The sequence below is a fragment of the Ferrimonas sp. genome (genome assembly GCF_048263965.1).
In the GTDB taxonomy this organism is placed as follows: domain Bacteria; phylum Pseudomonadota; class Gammaproteobacteria; order Enterobacterales; family Shewanellaceae; genus Ferrimonas.
Map to the genome: position 1 here is coordinate 46,054 of NZ_JBLXDO010000015.1, position 15,931 is coordinate 61,984.

General features: G+C 59.2%; 14 protein-coding genes, 1 other RNA gene and 1 pseudogene. 4 read left to right on the top strand and 12 right to left on the bottom strand.

Annotated elements, in window-relative coordinates:
• Nucleotides 1-272 precede the first annotated feature (272 nt).
• From ACN0RV_RS13570 to acsA, 5 genes are read right to left on the bottom strand one after another with little or no spacing between them, the layout of a single operon-like run.
• On the bottom strand, nucleotides 273-521 hold the full coding sequence (locus ACN0RV_RS13570; protein ID WP_417348305.1) for an acyl carrier protein: 249 nt from the start codon (nucleotides 519-521) through the stop codon (nucleotides 273-275).
• On the bottom strand, nucleotides 518-1,693 hold the full coding sequence (locus ACN0RV_RS13575) for a dihydrolipoamide acetyltransferase family protein (RefSeq protein ID WP_417348307.1): 1,176 nt from the start codon (nucleotides 1,691-1,693) through the stop codon (nucleotides 518-520). Before ACN0RV_RS13575 ends, ACN0RV_RS13570 begins: the two co-directional genes overlap by 4 nt.
• Nucleotides 1,690-2,673, bottom strand: coding sequence for an alpha-ketoacid dehydrogenase subunit beta (locus tag ACN0RV_RS13580; RefSeq protein ID WP_417348309.1), 984 nt, complete (start codon nucleotides 2,671-2,673; stop codon nucleotides 1,690-1,692). Before ACN0RV_RS13580 ends, ACN0RV_RS13575 begins: the two co-directional genes overlap by 4 nt.
• On the bottom strand, nucleotides 2,670-3,665 hold the full coding sequence (gene pdhA / locus ACN0RV_RS13585; RefSeq protein ID WP_417348311.1) for a pyruvate dehydrogenase (acetyl-transferring) E1 component subunit alpha: 996 nt from the start codon (nucleotides 3,663-3,665) through the stop codon (nucleotides 2,670-2,672). The genes ACN0RV_RS13580 and pdhA overlap by 4 nt, the downstream gene beginning before the upstream one ends.
• On the bottom strand, nucleotides 3,662-5,422 hold the full coding sequence (gene acsA / locus ACN0RV_RS13590; RefSeq protein WP_417348313.1) for an acetate--CoA ligase: 1,761 nt from the start codon (nucleotides 5,420-5,422) through the stop codon (nucleotides 3,662-3,664). The genes pdhA and acsA overlap by 4 nt, the downstream gene beginning before the upstream one ends.
• Before the next feature lie 189 nt (nucleotides 5,423-5,611).
• On the opposite strand from acsA, the gene ACN0RV_RS13595 reads away from it, so the two are divergent.
• Nucleotides 5,612-8,338: a cation-translocating P-type ATPase gene (locus ACN0RV_RS13595; RefSeq protein ID WP_417348371.1), complete on the top strand. Its 2,727-nt coding sequence runs from the start codon at nucleotides 5,612-5,614 to the stop codon at nucleotides 8,336-8,338.
• 61 nt (nucleotides 8,339-8,399) lie between these two features.
• On the opposite strand, the gene ssrA is transcribed toward ACN0RV_RS13595, so the two are convergent.
• Nucleotides 8,400-8,762: a transfer-messenger RNA gene (gene ssrA / locus ACN0RV_RS13600) on the bottom strand.
• 66 nt (nucleotides 8,763-8,828) lie between these two features.
• Nucleotides 8,829-9,317 carry an SsrA-binding protein SmpB gene (gene smpB, locus ACN0RV_RS13605; RefSeq protein ID WP_286341746.1) on the bottom strand — a complete coding sequence of 163 codons (489 nt, stop codon included), beginning with the start codon at nucleotides 9,315-9,317 and terminating at the stop codon, nucleotides 8,829-8,831.
• Nucleotides 9,318-9,411: 94 nt separating this feature from the next.
• Between smpB and ACN0RV_RS13610 the strand changes: the two genes are divergently transcribed.
• Entirely contained in the window at nucleotides 9,412-9,846 is a 435-nt protein-coding gene (locus ACN0RV_RS13610) for a type II toxin-antitoxin system RatA family toxin (protein ID WP_417348315.1), read from the top strand.
• Nucleotides 9,839-10,135: an RnfH family protein gene (locus tag ACN0RV_RS13615; RefSeq protein ID WP_417348317.1), complete on the top strand. Its 297-nt coding sequence runs from the start codon at nucleotides 9,839-9,841 to the stop codon at nucleotides 10,133-10,135. The genes ACN0RV_RS13610 and ACN0RV_RS13615 overlap by 8 nt, the downstream gene beginning before the upstream one ends.
• Nucleotides 10,136-10,178: 43 nt before the next feature.
• Here the strand turns inward: ACN0RV_RS13615 and ACN0RV_RS13620 are convergent, their stop codons facing one another.
• The 4 genes and pseudogenes from ACN0RV_RS13620 to recN all read right to left on the bottom strand — a co-directional run bounded on the left by ACN0RV_RS13620 (nucleotide 10,179) and on the right by recN (nucleotide 14,146).
• Nucleotides 10,179-10,370: a hypothetical protein gene (locus ACN0RV_RS13620; protein ID WP_417348319.1), complete on the bottom strand. Its 192-nt coding sequence runs from the start codon at nucleotides 10,368-10,370 to the stop codon at nucleotides 10,179-10,181.
• A gap of 112 nt (nucleotides 10,371-10,482) precedes the next feature.
• Nucleotides 10,483-10,845, bottom strand: a pseudogene (locus ACN0RV_RS13625) (outer membrane protein assembly factor BamE); the annotation flags it as partial.
• Nucleotides 10,846-11,026: 181 nt separating this feature from the next.
• The gene (gene yiaY / locus ACN0RV_RS13630) at nucleotides 11,027-12,178 is read right to left on the bottom strand and encodes an L-threonine dehydrogenase (protein ID WP_417348320.1); all 1,152 of its coding nucleotides are present in this window, start codon (nucleotides 12,176-12,178) and stop codon (nucleotides 11,027-11,029) included.
• 303 nt (nucleotides 12,179-12,481) lie between these two features.
• Nucleotides 12,482-14,146: a DNA repair protein RecN gene (gene recN, locus ACN0RV_RS13635; protein ID WP_417348321.1), complete on the bottom strand. Its 1,665-nt coding sequence runs from the start codon at nucleotides 14,144-14,146 to the stop codon at nucleotides 12,482-12,484.
• Nucleotides 14,147-14,290: 144 nt separating this feature from the next.
• Here recN and ACN0RV_RS13640 point away from each other — a divergent pair, with 144 nt between their 5' ends.
• On the top strand, nucleotides 14,291-14,983 hold the full coding sequence (locus ACN0RV_RS13640) for an SDR family oxidoreductase (protein WP_417348322.1): 693 nt from the start codon (nucleotides 14,291-14,293) through the stop codon (nucleotides 14,981-14,983).
• Nucleotides 14,984-15,045: 62 nt separating this feature from the next.
• Here ACN0RV_RS13640 and nadK read toward each other — a convergent pair whose 3' ends face one another.
• Nucleotides 15,046-15,930, bottom strand: a complete 885-nt coding sequence (nadK, locus tag ACN0RV_RS13645) for an NAD(+) kinase (protein ID WP_417348324.1) — start codon at nucleotides 15,928-15,930, stop codon at nucleotides 15,046-15,048.
• Between the last annotated feature and the right edge of the window lies 1 nt (nucleotide 15,931).

The following is a 15,931-nucleotide window of genomic DNA, read 5'->3' on the forward strand; positions in this document are numbered from 1 at the left end:
TGACACTCCGGATGTTAACTCGTTGTTGATTTCATATCTAGAGTTGTGATGGAAAATTGACGTTAATTGAAGGAGTTTACTCTCCCTATACGTTCAATCCCCCGTGCTGCAGGCGTTGTAAGCTGGGGTTATGTTAACAATGAAGATTTTTCAAGGTTAAAAAGTGACCTTTATCCAAGTGGTGAAAATGTGGGCAAGATCACGCGGTATTTGGGGTAGATACCGGTAAGAAATGGTGATTTGGCGGGTTATGGCTAAAACTTCCGGCGGGATCAGCGGATCAGGTGCCGGGCCAGGTAGCGACGCATGTCTGCGAGGGTCATCACCTGAGGGTAATCCCGCTCCGGTATGCTGATGCCGCACTCCTGTTTGAGATTGGTGAGCAGGATCAAAAAGTCCATGGAGTCCAAGTCGCACGCCTCTCTGATGTCCTCTTCTGGATCCAGCTGGTCCCCCTCTACCTCCGGGGCTACCCGAGCCAGAGCATTAAAGATCCATTGTTCGATGTTGTCTGCACTCATAACTCCTCCGGTTTCAACAGGCGGTCTGCCAGGGCCGCCAGCAGGCGAGCACCGCTCATGCCGTCGCTGACTCTGTGGTCGGCGCTGAGGGTGGCGGTCAGTATTCGGCCGGGACGCCACTGATTTTCCTGAAGCACTGGTTGCTGACGCACGCGGCCAAACCCCAGCAAGGCCACCTGGGGGGGATAGATCACCCCGAATACACTGTCACAGCCCCGATCTCCCAGGCTGGTGATTGTCACGGTGGCGCAATTGAGTTCCGAGCTGCGAAGGTGACCGCCGCGAGCCCGTTGCACCTGGTCCCTTAGAGTCTCCATCACCTGATCCAGCGACAGAGATTCCACCCCACGGATGGCTGGTACTACTACGCCCCCTTGGCGCAGGCTGATGACGTGGCCCACGTTGACCTGGTTCGATGGCTGGTAGCCCTGTGGCAACAGATGGCCATTCATCTGGGGGAAGTCCACCAGTGCCAAGGCGGAGGCCCGCATCAGCAGGGCCGGCAACAACAGCCTCTGCTCGGGCTCTCGCTCGGCGTTGCGCTGCTCCATCCAGGTCAGACAAGGGTCCAGATTCAGCTCAAGGGAGAGGTAGTAGTGAGGGATCTCCCGGTTGGAGCGGGTCATGGCGGTGGCGATCGCTGCCCGCATTGGGTCCGCTTCCATCATGCTCTTTTCGACTGGCTGGCGGGTGCCTTCTGTATCCGCCAGATCGCGCTGTAGCACTTCTCCTTTGGGGCCGCTTCCGTGCACCTCGGCCAGGTTGATACCGGCTTGTCTTGCCAGGCGGCGGGCAAGGGGGGTGGCGATCACTCTGGGAGTTGAGCGGGAGGCGTCCACAGGTGGTGGCGCTGGTGTTGATTCACCCCTGACCGGCGATGGTGCTGATATCCCTGGGGGCGGGACGTCGACGCTCTTCTTTGGCTGGTCACTCTCCATCCTTGCCAATACTGTGCCCACTGGCAGGGTGGCCACGGGCTGGTGCAGCAACTCCAGGATGCGCCCATCCTGGAATACTTCCAGATCGATGGCCCCCTTATGGGTTTCGACCACCGCCACCACATCGCCACGGTGGACCTTGTCGCCTTCTTTCACCAGCCACTTGACCAGTTGACCTTCTGCCATGTCGGCTCCGAAGGAGGGTAGGGTGATGTCGATGTGATGTGAGTTCATGGGCGGGCTTCCATCACGGCTCTGGCGGCCTCAAGGATGTCGGCTACCTGAGGCAGGCAGGCCTGCTCCAGATGGGCGGCATAGGGGAAGGGCACTTCGGCGGAGCACACTCTTCGGATGGGGGCGTCCAGCTCCCAAAAGGCCTGCTCCATGATGCTGGCGCTGATCTCGGCAGCCAGGCTGCCACTTTGCCAGCCTTCGTCGACAATCACGGCCCTATGGGTGCGACTGAGGCTATGCAGTATCGCTTCCCGGTCCAACGGCCGTAGGCAACGCAGGTCTATCACCTCTGCTTCAATCCCTTCTGAGGCCAACCGAAGGGCGGCTTCCATTGTCTTGGGCAGGCTGCCTCCATAGCTGATGAGGGTCAGATCGCGGCCGGGTCGGCGCACCAGCGCCTGCTCCATGGGCGCCTCAGGCTCGGGGGCCACCTCGCCACTGTCGTTAAGCAGCATCAGGTGTTCGAAGATGATCACCGGATCCGGATCCGCCAGGGCCTGGCCCAGCATATGGCGGGCATCGGTGTGGGTGGCGGGACAAATCACTTTGAGGCCGGGGATGTGGGCATAGAGGTTTTCCCAGCTATGGGAGTGCTGCGCCGCCAGTTGGCGGCCGCCACCACAGGACATGCGGATCACCAGAGGCACATGGTACTGGCCCCCGGACATGTGTCTCAGGGTAGCGGCGGTATTCACGATCTGGTCCATTGCTAACAGGCTGAAGTTGACCGTCATTACCTCGACGATGGGCCTCAGGCCACCGATGGCGGCGCCGATTCCCACTCCAACAAACCCGGACTCGCACAAGGGGGTATCGACCACCCGCTCGGGTCCATACCGCTCCAGCAACCCCTTGCTGACGGCAAAACAGCCGCCGTAGCGGCCCACGTCCTCTCCCATCAGCAGGACCCGGGAATCGGTAGAAAGGGCATGATCCAGGCCGGCTCTCAGGGCGTCACGATAGGTCAGCTGTTCGCTCATTGGCTCTCTCCCTGCTGAGACGGACTGTAGAGATCGAGATAGAGGTCATTCACTGCCTCCGGCTCTCCGGCTTCGGCAAAGCGGACGGCATCGTCAATCTCCTGGTCCACCTCCTGCTCCATCTGCCGCAGCTCCTCACTCTGGAGGTGATTGTTTTCCCTGAGCCAACCGACCAGGCGTCGCACCGGCCCCTTCTCTTTCCACTGTTCTACCTCGGCCTTATCGCGGTAGAGTTGGCCGTCGAAGCTGGAGTGACCCCGGAAACGGTATGTCAGGCACTCCAGGAATCTGGGTTGGCCCTGAGAACGGATCGCTTCCACCGCCGTGCGGGCGGCGGTTTCCACATCGACTACGTTCATGCCGTCTACCCTGGCAGAGACAATGCCGTAGCCGGTGGCCTTGCGGGCGATGTCGGTCTCTGATTCGGAGAGGCTCAGGGCGGTACCCATGGCGTACTGGTTGTTTTCACAGACAAACAGCACCGGCAGTTGCCAAAGGGCAGCCAGGTTGAGGGCTTCATGGAACTCCCCTTCAGCCACGGCGCCCTCACCGAAGAAACAGACCGCGACGTCACGGCGCTCCTGCCGTTTGGCGGCCATTGCCAGTCCTGCCGCCAGGGGCAGACCGCCACCAACGATGGCGTTGCCGCCGCAAAAGTTGTGCTGGCGATGGAACAGGTGCATGGAACCGCCGCGGCCCCGGCAACAGCCGTTGCTGTGGCCATACATCTCGGCGAGCACGGAGCCCATGGGGACGCCCCGCGCCAGCGCATGGCCATGCTCCCGATAGGTGGAAACCACAGAGTCGCTCTGTTGCAGCGTCGCCATTACCCCAACGGCGATAGCCTCCTCGCCGATGCACAGGTGCAGGAAGCCTCGGATCTTCTCCTGGCCATAAAGTTCTTCGCAGCGCTCTTCGAAGCGGCGGATGCGCATCATCTCCCTGAGCTGCCGCATCAGGTGATCCCGACCGATATGAAGTTTGTTGCTCATCGCTCCTCCCTCTCCAGGGTCGAGGTGTCTCCCTCGGGAAGGCCCAATTCCCGGTTCTTCAGCAATCGGCGCATGATTTTGCCGCTGCGGGTATGGGGCAGTTGCTGGCAAAAGGCGATCTCCTTGGGCGCCACGGCGGCGCCCAGGCGCTTGCGGGCGTGCCCCATCAGGGCGAGGCGCAGAGTCTCATCGGCTTCGACACCGGGCTTAAGCAGCACAAACGCCTTAACCACCTCGCCTGCCACCGGGTCTGGCTTGCCGATGACGCCAGCTTCAGCCACCGCTTCGTGTTCCATCAGGGCGCTCTCCACTTCGAAGGGGCCGATCAGGTGGCCGGAGGATTTGATCAGGTCATCAGCTCGCCCCACAAACCAGTAGTAGCCATCCTCATCCCGGCTGGCCAGATCACCACTCAAGTACCACTGCTGTTCGAAGCAGCGCCGATAGCGCTCCTCCTGATTGAGGTAGCCACGAAACATGGAGGGCCAGCCCACCTTCAGGGCCAGTTCCCCCACTTCACCGGCTTGGTGTGACTCTTCAAGGGTGCCATCGACACGGCGGCACAGGATGGCAGCCTCAATGCCGGGAAGGGGGCGTCCCATTGAGCCGGGCTTGACCGCTTCCCCGGCGTAGTTGGCGATCATGATGGCGCCGGTCTCGGTCTGCCACCAGTTGTCGTGGAAGGGCTGGCCAAAGCTGTGCTGGCCCCACACCACCGCCTCAGGATTCAGCGGCTCACCGACACTGGCCATAAACCTCAGTGCCGACAGGTCACACTGAGGCGAAGGCGCACCGGCTCGCATCAGCAGCCGGATGGCGGTCGGAGCGGTGTACCAGACGTTGACTTTGAGATCCTCGAGGATGCGGTACCAGCGCAGGGCATCAAATTCCGCTTCATCCACCACCAGGGTTGCCCCCAGGCACAGGGGGGCTATCAGGCCGTAGGAGGTGCCGGTGACCCAGCCGGGATCGGCGGTGCACCAATAGATGTCGCCGGGGCGCAGATCCAGGGCAAAGTGGGCAGAGAGCATATGCATCTGCACCGCCTGGTGGACATGAATTACCCCCTTGGGTTGGCCCGTGGTGCCGCTGGTGAAGTGCAGCAATGCCATATCTTCCGGTCCGGTTTTGGCGCAGGGGCTGTTGGGGTCCCCTTGGGCCAGCAGCGGACCAAGGGCGATGCAGCCCGGCTCCTCTGTGTGGTCGACATCCACCAGGATCACCCCTTGCATCTGGGGCAACTCCCGCCACCAGGAGGCCACCTTCTTGCGGTAGAGCTTTTCGGTGGTCAGCAGCAGATTGGCCTGGCCAATCTCCATCCTGGCGCGCACCGGCTCAGGACCAAAGGCGGAAAACAGCGGGGTAAACACCGCACCGGCACGCAGGGTGCCCAGAGCGGTGTAATAGAGCTCCGGGCGGCGACCGAGCAGGCTGAACACCCGGCTGTTGCGGCCGGCACCTATGGTGGGCAGGGCGCTGGCAAAGCGGGCGCTTAGCTGGATCAGTTCACGGTAACTCAGGCTCAGTTGCTCTCCCGACTTACCCAGCCAACGCAGTGCGGTGCGCTCCCCTTCGCCATCGTAAAGGTGCGCATCCAGGGCCTCGTAGGCGATGTTGAGTCCCCCTTCGGGCAGCCCCATGGGGGTCATCGGCGGCGATCGCCAGCTGAACTGGCGGCGTTGTTCGGTGTAGTTGCCCAGGTTGCTGGCTGACGGTGGCTGGCCCACCTTGCTGATGATGCCGCTATCTGTGCTCATGACAGGCCTGTCCCTCCCACACCTGGCTACGGGTCTTCCAAAGCATAGTTGTCCCGAAGTGTTGCAGGGGCCTGTCTGGAAGTTATTTGACCTAGATCAGTGGTTCACGGTGATTTTCTGCCGAAGTCACTGGCTGCTGTCATCGCCTCTGACCTATACCTAGGAGGTGAGGGAGGGCTGAAGGTGAACATGTTTATTGAGCAAAGGGAGAGGGAAGGGAACCGAGGTGCCGCCAACGCCTGCCCCTGGGCGGAAGAGACCCAGGCCCTGTTTGTTCGCCTGGAAACCTCCACCACCGGACTGGAGTCTGATGAGGCGACGCTGAGATTGCGCCGCTATGGCCCCAATCGTTTGCCGAAACCCCCATCACCTGGGGTGCTGGAGATCATCCTTCGCCAGTTCAAGAGCCCTCTTATCTACATTCTGATGCTGGCGGCTCTGCTGTCTTTGCTGACAGGGGAGTTGACCGATGCCCTATTCATCACCGCCATCCTGATGATCAACGCTGCCATTGGCACGGTTCAGGAATTTTCCGCCCAGCGGGCCACCGAGGCGCTGCAGCGGGTCGTCGCAACCCGGACCCGGGTACTCAGAAGTGGCGAACCCTACGATTTGCTGGCCGAGGAATTGGTACCCGGGGACGTTGTGCTGCTGGAATCGGGAGACCGGGTTCCCGCGGATCTGAGGCTGTTGAGCTGCCATGACACCGCCATCGACGAGTCTTTGCTGACAGGAGAATCTCTGCCTGTGACCAAGCGGCATGACACCACCCTACCGGAAGAGACAGCCCTGGGGGACCGTCGCAATATGGTGTTTGCCGGTACTCTGGTTGGAAGGGGGAGGGCGAGGGGCGTGGTAGTGGCCACCGGCCTGGACACCCAGATCGGGCGGATTGCCGCCCAGGTGATGGGGGACCCCGACGCCAAGGTGCCGCTGCTGGTGAGGATGGAAATCTTTGTCCGCCGTGTGGCGCTGATGGTGGCAGGGACGGTGTCGCTGATGGCGATGGTGGCCTTCTATCAAGGGGCTGGCCTGATGGAGATTATTCTCCTTGCTGTGGCTCTGGCTGTGTCGGTGATTCCTGAAGGTTTGCCCGTAGCCTTGACTGTGGCACTGGCCATTGGTCAGGGGCGTATGGCCAAACGGCAGGTGATCGTCCGGCGCCTGATCTCCGTGGAGGCGCTGGGTTCCTGCACCTGCATCGCTTCCGACAAGACCGGCACCCTGACCGTCAATCGCCTGACGGTCAAAAGGGTTGTGCTGCCCGGAGATAAGATCCTGACGGTCAGCGGTGAGGGTCTGGAGCCGACGGGAAGGGTCGAAGGCCAGGAACCCTTGACCGAAAACCAACAGCAGAGGCTGCAGCGACTGGCGCGGGCGGCACTCCTGTGCAACCCCGCGCATCTGCTTCATCACAACGGCAGTTGGCAGGGACAGGGCGACGCGGTCGACGTGGCACTGCTGGTGATGGGCAAAAAACTGGGGTTGGTGAAGGAAGCCCTACTTGGGCAATGCCCGGAGGTGGCCAGCCTGCCGTTCGAGTCTGAACGGATGTTCTGTGCCAGTGCCAACCGTTGCGGTGACCGGGTTCAGGTGTCGGTAAAGGGGGCGCCAGAGCGAATATTGCCCATGTGCGCCACCATGGCGACCTCGGAAGGGGATGTGCCTCTGGAAGATGAGGAGCTGCGCAGGGTGGCGGAATCGCTGGCCTCGGAGAGTTTTCGTATGCTGGCGGTGGCGGAGGGAACCGCGCCGTCGCAGCTGCACAGTGATGGTGAACTGGAGCATGCCAGCCTGAATCGGCTGACCCTGTTGGGCCTTGTGGGGATGGTGGACCCCCTCAGGCCGGAGTCAGCCCAGGCGGTGGCCGATTGCAAGAGGGCGGGGATCCGGGTCGTGATGGTCACCGGGGATCACCCCATTACCGCCCTGGCGGTGGCAAGAAATCTGGAGCTGGCGGAGCGGGCCGATGAGATTGTGACCGGCGAGTCACTGAGGCAAGCAGGTGGGGCGCAGGCGATGGACGCCATCGTCGACCGGGGACGGGTGTTTGCCCGGGTGGAGCCGGTACAGAAGCTGGACATCGTTCACTCACTGCAGCGCCTGGGCCATTTTGTGGCGGTCAGCGGTGACGGTGCCAATGACTCTCCTGCTCTCAAGGCGGCGGAGGTGGGCGTGGCCATGGGCAAAAGTGGCACCGAGGTGGCGAAGGAAACCAGTGATCTCATTGTTACCGACGACAATTTCAGCTCGATACTGGCGGGCGTGGAGGAGGGCCGGGTGGCTTACGCCAACGTGCGTAAGGTGGTGTTCCTGCTGATCTCCACTGCCGCCGCCGAGCTGGTGCTGTTTACCCTGGCTCTGCTTGCCGGGTTGCCTCTGCCCCTGACTGCGGTGCAGTTACTGTGGCTCAACCTGGTCACCAACGGCATCCAGGATGTGGCTCTGGCGTTCGAGCCGGCGGAGGGCAACGAGTTGATACGCCCTCCCAGGGATCCCCAAGAGACCATTTTCAACCGGTTGATGCTTGAACGGGTGATTCTGTCGGCGTTAACCATAGGGCCCATGGCCTTCCTGCTGTTCCAGTGGCAACTGGCTCTGGGTGCCAGTGTGGATGAGGCACGAAATCTCACTCTGCTGATGATGGTCCTGTTTGAGAATGTTCAGGTGTTCAACAGTCGCTCAGAGACTCTGTCGCTGTTCCGTCATCCCATCTTGGGCAATCCTCTGCTGGTGTTTGGCACCCTGGCGGCACAATTGGTCCACCTGTGGGCGATGCATACCCCTTGGCTTGCCGGAATTCTGCAGGCTGCACCGGTCACCTTGGACCAGTGGACATCTCTGCTACTGGCGGCGCTGCTGTTGCTGGTGGTGATGGAGATGCATAAGGGGTGGTTGCTCTGGCGGCAAAGGTAGGACGACGCACCATCGACCAGGCACAAAAAAGCCCACCTTGCGGTGGGCTTTTAATGATGTTTGGTGGAGTCGGGGGGAGTTGAACCCCCGTCCGAAAAACCTACATCCTCGGTCCTACATGCTTAGCCGGCTCTTTTAGTTAACCCATAGTGGCGCCGAGCGGCAGGCTTCACCTGGGCGATCCAGATTGAGTTTAACGCTTTGTCTACTGGAGAAGACGCCGCGCGATCCTATATGGCTTGACTACCTTGACCCTTTCCCAATAGGCGGGGGATTGGAGGTAGGCGATCTTACCGCTTATTAGGCGGCGATTGCGTAAGTTTCGTCGTTTGCGACTATTAAAATGCGGCTTTTTTACGAGGCCAACCGCACCTCGGCATGCACCTTGGGTTTCGAGAATCCCGTCGAATCCAAAATCGACCCCAGGTAGAACTACTATACCATTTATCCACAGAGGACGCCAAGGCCAGTGTGGATAAGCATTAGGCGATCAGCGCTTGGAACCCTTCATGACCCGGGCTTTTTCACGGTCCCAGTCACGCTGTTTGGCATCATCGCGCTTGTCGTGTTGTTTCTTACCCTTACCCAGACCGAACTCCAGCTTCACCCAGGCCTTCTTCCAATAGAGGGCGGTGGGGATCATGCTGTAGCCCTGGCGCTCCACCTGACCAATGAGGCGATCCAATTCCCGGCGCTTAAGCAACAGCTTTCGCAGACGCAGGGGATCGGCCACCACGTGGGTGGAGGCGGTGTTAAGGGGAGTAATGGTGACGCCGTGAAGGTAGGCTTCGCCATCTTTAATTTGAATAAAGCCTTCGGTGAGGTTTACCTTGCCTTCGCGAAGGGATTTCACTTCCCATCCCATCAGGGACAGACCTGCCTCAATCTTCTCCTCGATGTGATACTCGTGGCGCGCCTTCTTATTCAGGGCGATGGTCGAGGAGGTGGGCTTGGATTTTTTAGAACTTTTCTTAGCCATAGCGGCGTATTATACCCGTCTGCCGTAGATTTGGTATGACCTTGGGCAAGGGATTGTTACAATGCCCGGGAATTGTAGTTGGGAGAGTGAATCGATGCCGCAGATAAACCGCAGCGCGCTGGTCCGCTTCAGTGCGCAGCAGATGTATGACCTGGTCAATGACGTGGCGTCATATCCGCAGTTTCTGCCTGGTTGCATTGGCGGAGAGGTCCATAGCCATACTGAAGAGGAGATGGTAGCAACCGTCTCGGTCAAGAAGGCTGGCATTGCCCAGAGTTTTACCACGGTAAACAGTTTGCAGGCACCGGATGCGATCACCATGAGCCTGAAAGAGGGTCCCTTCCAGGCCCTGAAAGGGACCTGGAGCTTCAAGGCGCTTACTGAAGCGGCCTGTAAGGTGGAGCTCTGCCTGGATTTTGAATTCAATAATCCGGTCACCCAGAAGGCTTTTGGCAAGGTTTTCAATGACCTGGCTCAAAATATGGTGATGGCGTTCTCCGAGCGTGCCAAGGAGGTATACCGTGGATAAGAGTTTTCAGGTTGAGGTGGTGTATGCCTTGCCGCAAGGGGCGACCGTGGTCAAGGCCATGGCTGAACCGGGCAACAGTGCCCAGGCGCTGATTCAGGCCTGCGGCATACTGTCCAGGCATCCGGACATCGATCTTGCCAAGAATAAGATTGGGGTATTCAGCCGCCAGGTGAAGCTGGACTATGAGGTGAAGCCCGGTGAGCGAATCGAGATCTACCGGCCGCTGATTGCAGACCCCAAAGAGGTGCGTAAGCGCCGGGCCGAACAGGCCAAAGCCAAGGCCGAATAAGCCATCTGACAGAGAAAAACGGGCTCCCATTGGAGCCCGTTTTCTATTCTGCTTCCAGTGCCAGCAGGGGAGCCGGGGTGAGTGTCAGTAGGTGAGGGTCGATCTCCGCCTGACGAAGCTGCGACAATTTTGTTTCGGTGGTGGTGCTTCCCCTGACGCCGTACCCGGCCTCGGCCAGGCGTTTTCCCAGGGGGAGCTCCAGCCAGCCACATCCAAACAGACTGATGCGGGTCAAAGTCATCTCCTTGAACCGGTGATAGCGAGAACTATTCTCAATGACTCCGGGTCGGATGCCAGGGGAGAGATCAAAAAAGCCGGCGATGCCGGCTTTTTTCTTACTGAGGACCAGAGATGCTCAAGGGCGTATCAAACTGTTCAGACAGTGTGTAGTCACCGCTCACTGAGGCGACCTTGTCCTGTTCAAATTTGATGATCAGCTCCTTGCGAGTGATCTCATTGGTGCGACCGCTCTTGAACTGATAAACGTAGTACCAGGTGTTGTCGGCGAAGGAGTCCCGCAATACTGGGCGGCCCAGAATAAACTCCACCTGCTCACGAGTCATGGCAACTCTCAGTTTTTCTACCTGAGACTGCTCGATGAAGTTGCCCTGAGGAATGTCGATCTTGTACACCAGGCTGTCAAACGCCGAACACCCGCTGAGGGTTGCTGCGGTCAGAGCCGCGGCCAACCAAATCTTACACTGCTTCATGCTGTTAATCGTTATCCCCTGTAAGTGAAACGCGATAATACCCCAGCCCGGGGGAGAAAGGGAAATTCAATACCACTAGGACTGCCCGCCTCTCAGGAGGTTCCCGTAACCAGGGGCAACATAGGGATAAAAAAAGGCCGGCTAGGCCGGCCTTGGTTTGCACACTACACGGATAACCTTATTACAGGGCACCACGGAAGATGGCGCTGATCTCCTCGTGAGTGGCCTGCTTGGGGTTGGTCAGGCCACAGGCATCGTTCAATGCGTTGGTGGCCAGAGTAGGAATGTCTTCCTCTTTAACACCCAGTTCAGTCAGGTTGGCTGGGATGCCAATGTCCTCGGACAGCTCGCGGATGGCGTTCAGAGCCGCTTCGGCACCGTCAGCAGCAGTCATACCGGTGGTGTCGATACCCATGCAACGGGCTACGTCGGCCAGGCGCTCGGGAACCACCTGGGCGTTGTAAGCCTGGACGTGCGGTAGCAGGATGGCGTTACATACACCGTGTGGCAGGTCGTAGAAACCGCCCAGCTGGTGAGCCATGGCGTGTACGTAACCCAGGCTGGCGTTGTTGAAGGCCATGCCTGCCAGGAACTGCGCGTAGGCCATCTGGTCACGGGCTTCGATGTCAGAACCGTCAGCAACCGCATTGCGCAGGTTGTTGGCGATCAGGGTGATCGCTTTCTCTGCACAGGCGTCGGTGATGGGGTTGGCAGCGATAGACACATAGGCTTCAACGGCGTGGGTCAGTGCGTCCATACCGGTGGCAGCAGTCAGAGACTTGGGTTTGCCAACCATCAGCTGAGGATCGTTAACAGACAGGATGGGAGTGGTGTTTTTGTCCACAATGGCCATCTTGATGTGACGATCTTCGTCGGTGATGATGCAGAAGCGAGTCATCTCGGACGCGGTGCCAGCGGTGGTGTTGATGGCAACCAGAGGCAGTTGAGGCTTGGCGGACTTGTCCACGCCCTCGTAGTCACGGATGTCGCCACCGTTGGCGGCTACCAGAGCGATACCCTTGGCACAGTCGTGTGGTGAACCACCGCCCAGGGAGATAACGAAGTCACAGTCGTTCTCCTTCAGCAGAGCCAGACCGTCGTTTACGTTACCAACGGTTGGGTTGGGCTGGGTACCGTCGAATACAACGGTCTCCAGGCCACGGGTGGCCAGTTTGTCTACCACCTGAGCAACCAGGCCTACCTCAACCAGCACCTTATCGGTGACGATCAGGGCACGCTTGAAGCCCAACTGGAGAATATCGTCTGCGGCTGCATCCACGGCGCCGGTGCCCAGAGTGTTCACGGAAGGAATAAAAAACTTCGCTACGGACATGGGCTGTCTCCTTTAAGTTTGAAATTAAAATTCTATCTGGAATCAAAATAACCCGTCCATCACCCCTCTTTTGTGACTTTTCGCAGACTTTTTCCTGAAAGTTTGTGAGATATGACAGAAACATTACCTCTGTTGGAAAAGCCGCAGTTTCGTCGGCTGGATCCGCAAAACTCAGATTTTTAGATGAAGATCTTGCGAACCTGACTAAAAAACTCGCAAGTGGATTTGCTGGGGATCACATGAGGGGAGAAAGTGGGATCGGGGTGCCGGATGGGCCGGCACCGGTCGATTTTCAGAGGGTGATTACTCTTTGACCAGGAGTTCTCTGGCATTGGCCAGGGTGGCGTCAGTGATGCTGTCTCCACCCAGCAGTCTGGCCAGTTCATCCAAACGCTGAGTCTGGGCCAGAGTAACCATCAGAGTCTCGGTGGCTTTTCCTTTGGTGGATTTACTGACGAACATATGGTTGTGGCCATTGCCGGCCACCTGAGGCAGGTGGGTAACACAGAAGACCTGGGTGGATTCTCCCAGGGTACGGAGCATCCGTCCCACCACGGCAGCGGTAGGCCCGGAGATCCCCACATCCACTTCGTCGAAGATAAGGGTGGGGGTGGCCACTTTGCGGGCGGTGATAACCTGGATCGCCAGGCTGATTCGGGACAGCTCGCCCCCTGAGGCCACTTTGCCCAGGGGTTGCAGAGGCTGACCCGGGTTGGTGGAGACCAAAAACTGCAACCGGTCGCTGCCGCTGGGGGAGAGCGACTCGGGCTCAAAATTCACCTCTATCTGGAATTTGGCGTGAGGCAGGGCCAACTCCCTGAGGTTGGCGGTGATCTGTTTATTCAGCTCTTTGGCATATCGCTGGCGACTCTTGCTGAGTCTCTGAGCGGATTGACCACAGGCCTCTCTTGCCTGGTCACGCTCCAGCTCCAACTGCTCAAGGCGTTCTTCACCTGCACCGATGGCAGAGAGCTCGTCGGCCAACTGGGTGTGGAACTCGGCCAGCTCGGCGGCCTTAACCTGATGTTTGCGCGCCAGGGTCATGGCTTTGGAGAGTCGATCCTCCAGTTCGTGGAACCGCTCTGGGTCCATCTCCAGGCTCTGATGGTAGCGATCCAGCTCGGCGGCTCCCTCCTGCAGCTGAATCAGCCCCTCATGCAGAAGCTCCACCGTCGGCGCCAGGGCGGCATCTTCCTCGGCCAGTGCCTCAACCTCACCTATGGCTTGTTGCAGCAGGGAAAGGGCGCTCACCTCCTCCCCTTCACTGAGAAAGTAGCAGGCACGCTGGCTCTGCTCCATCAGAGTGGTGCAGTTGGCCAGTCGTTTGTGTTCAGCTTCAATAGCCTGAAATTCTCCGGGTTCCAGGCCAAATTCATTCAGCTCCTGAACCTGGTACTCCAGCAACTGGCGCCGGGCCTGGCGCTGCTCCTGCTCGTCGCGCAGCCGCACCAGTTCATTATCCAGGTGTTTCCAACGTCGGTAGGAGCTGGTGCAAGCCTCAAGCAGGCCATGATGGGCGGCGTAGTTGTCCAGCAGGTTTTGCTGAGTCTGGCTTTGCAGCAGCCCCTGGTGGGCATGCTGACCGTGGATGGTCAGCAGCATCTGGCCCAGAGCCTTAAGCTGCGCCAGAGGCACCGGTTGACCGTTGATCCAGGCTTTGGAGCGGCCTTCACTGCTGATACTGCGCCTTAGGATGCACTGGTCCTCGTCGTCCAGCTCATTCTCCTTTAACCAGTGTATGGCGTCGGGAATGGCGCTGATGTCAAAGCAGGCCGACAGTTCAGCCCGGGGCGCGCCCGGACGCACCATGGCAGCCTCCCCCCGGCCTCCGAGGCAGAGCCCCAGGGCATCGATGGCGATGGACTTACCGGCACCGGTTTCCCCGGTGATGGTGGTCATTCCGGAGCAAAACTCCAGCTCAAGGAACTTTACAATGGCGAAATTGGAGACCGTCAGTTGGCTCAGCATCTCAGTTTCCTGTATGAATAGACATACTGTATGGAAAGACAGTATAGAGTTTTTTTTTGCTCAGTAAAGCAACAGAGACAAAAAGTTGTACAGCGGGTAACCGCCTTCTATGTTTCATGGAGGACGATTTTTGGAGGTGTCAGCATGATAGCAGTGGTGACCGGCAGTAACAGAGGACTGGGGTGGCACGTGGCGCATCAGTTGGCTGAAAAGGGATACCATGTGGTGACTTGTGCCCGAAGCCATGAGGCCGCCACCCAGGTGGCGGAGTCCATTCGGGAGCGGGGAGGCGAGGCCAGCCCCTTTATGCTGGATGTGTGCGATGCCGAGCAGATTAATGCGTTGGGGGCCTGGTTGGGGCAGCTGTTTGGCGGGGTTGAGGTGCTGGTAAACAACGCCGGGGTTTTCATCGACCAGGGGCAGTCCCTGTCTGACATCACCCTGGAGCAGTGGCAGCAAACCCTGACAACCAATGTCACCGGCGCCATGCTGATGTGCAAGATGATTCTGCCCTTGATGCGCCCCAGAGGGTATGGCCGGATCGTCAATGTCTCCTCAGGATATGGCTCCCTGGCGGAGATGGGAGAGTTGCAGGTGGCCTACAGGGTGTCCAAGGCGGCCCTCAATGCGTTGACTCGGGTGGTGGCCTCCGAGGTGTCCGATGAGGGGATCAAGGTCAATTCCGTCTGCCCTGGCTGGGCCAGGACCGACATGGGCGGGCCCCAAGCGAGCCGGGACCCTGCAGAGTCAGCCAATTGGATCACCTGGGCGGCGACCCTGGATCCCCAGGGCCCCAATGGCGCCTTCTTGCGAGATGGTAAATCGATCCCCTGGTAGGCAGGGCAGGTTGCCCCTGGGCTGCAAGTTCCCCCACGAAAGTGCAACATGCCCGGAGCGGGCTAGAACAGTTTGTTGCCCCAGTCTAGCTTGCTGCGCAGGACTTCGAAATAGTTGTAGCCCTTGGGGTGGATCAGTCGTAGGCAGGCGTCCGCCTTGCGAATGCGGATCTCGTCACCGGGCTGACAGGGCAGGGTTACCTGGCTGTCGCAGCTGATGGCCAGTTCCGATGACTGACTGTTGCAGGAGGCTTTCAGGGTGATCTCACTGTCGCCATTGACCACGATGGGGCGACAGGAGAGGGTGTGGGGAAACATCGGCACCAGAATGTTGGCGTTGAGTTTGGGGGTGAGAATGGCACCACCGGCACTCAATGAGTAGGCGGTCGATCCTGTGGGGGTGGCGACAATCATCCCGTCCGCTCGCTGGCTGTACATGAAGTGGCCATCGATATAGACCTCGAAGTCGATCATGTGGGCTACTTTGCCGGCGTGGAGAACGGCTTCGTTCACGGCCACATTGTGAGCTTTCTGCTCTCCGTGACGATGCACTTCGGTACGAAGCAGGAATCGTCTTTCAGTGTCGAATTCGCCTGCCAGCACCTTGGTCAGTGTGGGCTTGAACTGGTCCGGGTCCACGTCGGTGAGGAAGCCCAGGTTGCCCCGGTTCACCCCCAATACGGCAATGTCGTAGCGGGACAGCACTCGGGCTGCCCCCAACATGTTGCCGTCGCCACCCACGACAATGGCCAGGTCGCAGCGTTCACCAATCTCGTTGATCTCCACAGCCTCAGCTTTGGTGCAGCCGAGCTCCCGGGCGATGTTTGACTCGATAAGTACTTCATATCCTTGCTTATCCAGCCAATAGAATAGCTGCGCCAGGGTCTGGTTTGCGCCTTCATGACGAGGCTTGCCGATAAGGCCAATGGATTTGAAGTGTGTCTGCATC